This is a genomic window from Methylobacterium sp. WL116, from assembly GCF_008039455.1.
Classification (GTDB): Bacteria; Pseudomonadota; Alphaproteobacteria; order Rhizobiales; family Beijerinckiaceae; genus Methylobacterium.
Genome location: NZ_VRUV01000508.1, coordinates 1 through 3,289, shown reverse-complemented (window position 1 = coordinate 3,289; position 3,289 = coordinate 1). Strand labels below are relative to the sequence as shown.

The following is a 3,289-nucleotide window of genomic DNA, read 5'->3' as shown; positions in this document are numbered from 1 at the left end:
GGCTACGGGGGAGGACATGGTGGTGGGCCCGGCAGGACTCGAACCTGCAACCAGACCGTTATGAGCGCAATGACTTCCTTCAAATAGCAGGGAAAGCAGACGAAATCGGAGCGGACAGATGTAGAACGTTCGCCCTCGGTTCCAACGTATCGTTGGTGAAACGTTGGTTCGTTTCACCGGCAGGGTAGGGCGTCGCCACCTGTCCAGCTCTGGATGTGACCGAGCCAGACGGGTAGGGGCGGATCGGCACCTTCAGGGCAGTTAATCACCCGGCTACGAATGCTGGACCGAACAGTAGGAACAAGGCGAGGCGGGGTTTAGACGCTTTTGTGATCGCTGAGCTACGCTAAAAGATTTTATTTACTATAAGTTTCAACAGACAGGAAACCCTTTGCACGCAATATTATTGCATGCAATCTATGCTCATATCCTTAGTTGATAGCCAATCCCTCAGCTTTATTGTCGCCGCAGCGACTATTTGCACCTTCAGTGCGTGGCTGTTGGTATCTCTCATCCACTATGCAGAGGTTGGTAGCACAACCACCCGGCGATGGTGGTTGCTTGGAACGGCCGTCGTTGCGGGCACTAGTGTCTGGACGACTCATTTTGTGGCGATGCTAGGGTATCGGACCGATCTCGTCTTAAGTTACAACTTTAACACGACGATGGTCTCCGCCGCTGCAGCAATCGTCGCGGTAGGCCTACCATTCGCCCTTTCGATCATATGCCCACGGGGATGGATGCGCCTTGTTGCCGGAGCTGCGTCAGGCCTGGGGATTGGCGTTATGCACATCAGCGGGATGGCTGCGCTGGAAAACTGCGGCCAGGTTCAGTCGCTTGGCTTCAACGTCCTCGCCTGCTTGATCGGCGCTGCCTGTATGGCGCTCGCGCTCGTGCGTCCGGGGCGAACTGGATCGCGGCTGGTGACCACGTCGCTGATCGTCGTCGCGGTTTGTGGGACGCATTTCGTCTCGATCGCGGGCACGGTCTTGACCGGGGAGCGCGTCGATCAGCTCCTTCCCGGCGTACAGGTCGCACTCAGTGTTCTTGCCGCGACAGGCGCCGCCATCCTTCTGTTCGGGACGCTTCTCGCTCTAACTGCAGCTAAGCGCTTTGACACCCAAGAAACTGCACACGCTCGTGTTCTCGCGACGGCACTGCAAAAGATGTCGAACGGGATCCTTAAGGTATCTGCTTCCGAGATCGTGGAACTCTACAATGAGCGCCTCTGCGCGATGCTCAAGCTCGCGCCAAGCGACATGGCCAGAGGAATGAGCTTGGCAGCCTTCCTCGAGGGTGTGGGTCGGGCGAATGGTTGGGAGGCAGACCGCGTCGCCAGGGTGCTGGCAAACCACCGAGCCTGGATGGCCAGGGACGACGAGACTCGCGTCGAGCACAGCTTCGAGGATGGCCGGATCCTGTCCATCGCTTGCCAGCCCATCGAGGATGGTGCGGTGCTCACCTTCGACGACATCACGCAAGCAAAACAGGCGCAGCGCGAGATCTCCCTGCTTGCCTATCACGATCCGCTAACAGGCTTGGCCAACCGTCGGTCGCTGCTCGAACGCCTGGCGCAAGCGCATGAGGAGGAGCAACCCTCCACGCTGTTGCTGATCGACCTCGACCGGTTCAAGGCCGTCAACGACACCTTCGGTCACGGGATCGGCGATCGCCTTCTTGTCAGCGTGGCATCACGGCTGTCCGAGCTGGCGGGGGAGACCGCTTTCGTCGCTCGCCTGGGCGGTGACGAAATGGCGTTGATCGCTCGTATGGACGCCGAGGTAGCTATGAGCTTGGCCGAGCGCATCGTCATCGCGATCGAGAAGCCGTACGCGTTCGACGATCTGACCATCGTGATCGGCTGCAGCATCGGCGTGTGCAGCACCGAGGACCGGGCGAGCCCAACAGATCTGATGCAGCGTACGGACATCGCGCTGTACGAGGCCAAACGCCAAGGTCGAGGTCGTGCGACGCGCTACACCCCTGGGATGATCGAGGCCGTCGCCGACCGGCATCTCCTCGAAAGCGACATCCGGTTCGCCCTGTCCGAGGGTCAGTTCCATCTCGCGTACCAGCCCATCATGGCGCTCGCCGACGACACCATCCTGGGCTTCGAAGCGCTTATTCGCTGGCCGCATCCGACGCGGGGGCTCGTCTCCCCGGCGACCTTCATCCCGTTGGCGGAAGAGACGGGGTTGATCCTGCCGATCGGGCGCTGGGTGTTGGAAGAGGCCTGCCGGCAGGCTGTGGCTTGGCCAACTGATCAGCATGTCGCGGTCAACATCTCGGCCGTGCAGTTCCGTTCGCCGACGCTGCTCGCTCATATCACTTCCGCCCTGGCGAAAAGTGGGCTGCCGGCGAGCAGACTGGAGATCGAGCTGACGGAGACGGCACTGGTCGAGGACGGGCCTCAAATTGCGCACACCTTGTTGGCGCTGCGCCAACTAGGCATCAAGATCGCGATGGACGACTTCGGGACGGGGTACTCGTCTCTTGCTCACCTGCGGGACCTGCCGCTGGACAGGATCAAGATCGACCGCAGCTTTGTTGCAGCAGCTTTGGAAGACAAGCATTCGATGGCGGTCGTCAAAGCGATTACGCAGATGGGGCGTGACATGAACATTCTGACGATCGCTGAAGGTGTTGAGGATGCGAACCAGCTCGCCCTTCTACGAGCGCTCGATTGCGATGCCGTTCAGGGATACCTGATCGGTCACCCGGAACGCTTGATCTCAGTGTTTAAGAATAGAGCACAAGTTCGTGCCGCTTGAGTGATCCTCTGCCGAGGGACAACTCAGGCGATCGACACACAGTTCATATCCCGCGAAGCTTGAGTCTTCGAAGTAGCTGCTTAGGGTCCGATACGACGTCTATTACGCCACCTCGGGCGGCGGCATCGCGCTATCGAAGCGCCAGCCATCGAACCCGCTGGTACGCGAGGCGGCGATCGACTTCCTCGACTGGTTCGGCGAGGACGCCATCGCCCTCGGCTGGATGGCCACCAGCCTGTTCGGCCTTCACCCGCCCCTCGGCGTGGTCCGCGTCGACTACTGGGGCTGCCCTTTGATCAAGGCCCGCTGTGTCGAGGCGATCGGCGACACCTAGATCCGGTACGGCAACCAGATCTTTCGGTGGGACCGTCTGGGGCATCCCGTTGGCGTGTGTAAAGGGCGGACCAATTCCAGGCCGCTGTGGCGGAGTAAAACCAGGCCAATGGCGGCCGCAGCTTGAACGATGAAGGGGCCCGATCGGGCCCCTTCATCGTTTATCGCCGACCATGAGGCTCAAG

2 protein-coding genes are annotated in these 3,289 nt (G+C 60.4%); one reads left to right on the top strand and one right to left on the bottom strand.

From position 1 onward, the window contains the following. Positions 1-410: 410 nt before the first annotated feature. Complete coding sequence (locus FV223_RS23645) at positions 411-2,771, top strand: EAL domain-containing protein (RefSeq protein ID WP_147729272.1); 2,361 nt, start codon at positions 411-413, stop codon at positions 2,769-2,771. A 102-nt stretch (positions 2,772-2,873) separates the two neighbouring features. Here the strand turns inward: FV223_RS23645 and FV223_RS32475 are convergent, their stop codons facing one another. After that, positions 2,874-3,002, bottom strand: a complete 129-nt coding sequence (locus FV223_RS32475) for a hypothetical protein (RefSeq protein ID WP_281407466.1) — start codon at positions 3,000-3,002, stop codon at positions 2,874-2,876. Positions 3,003-3,289 lie beyond the last annotated feature (287 nt).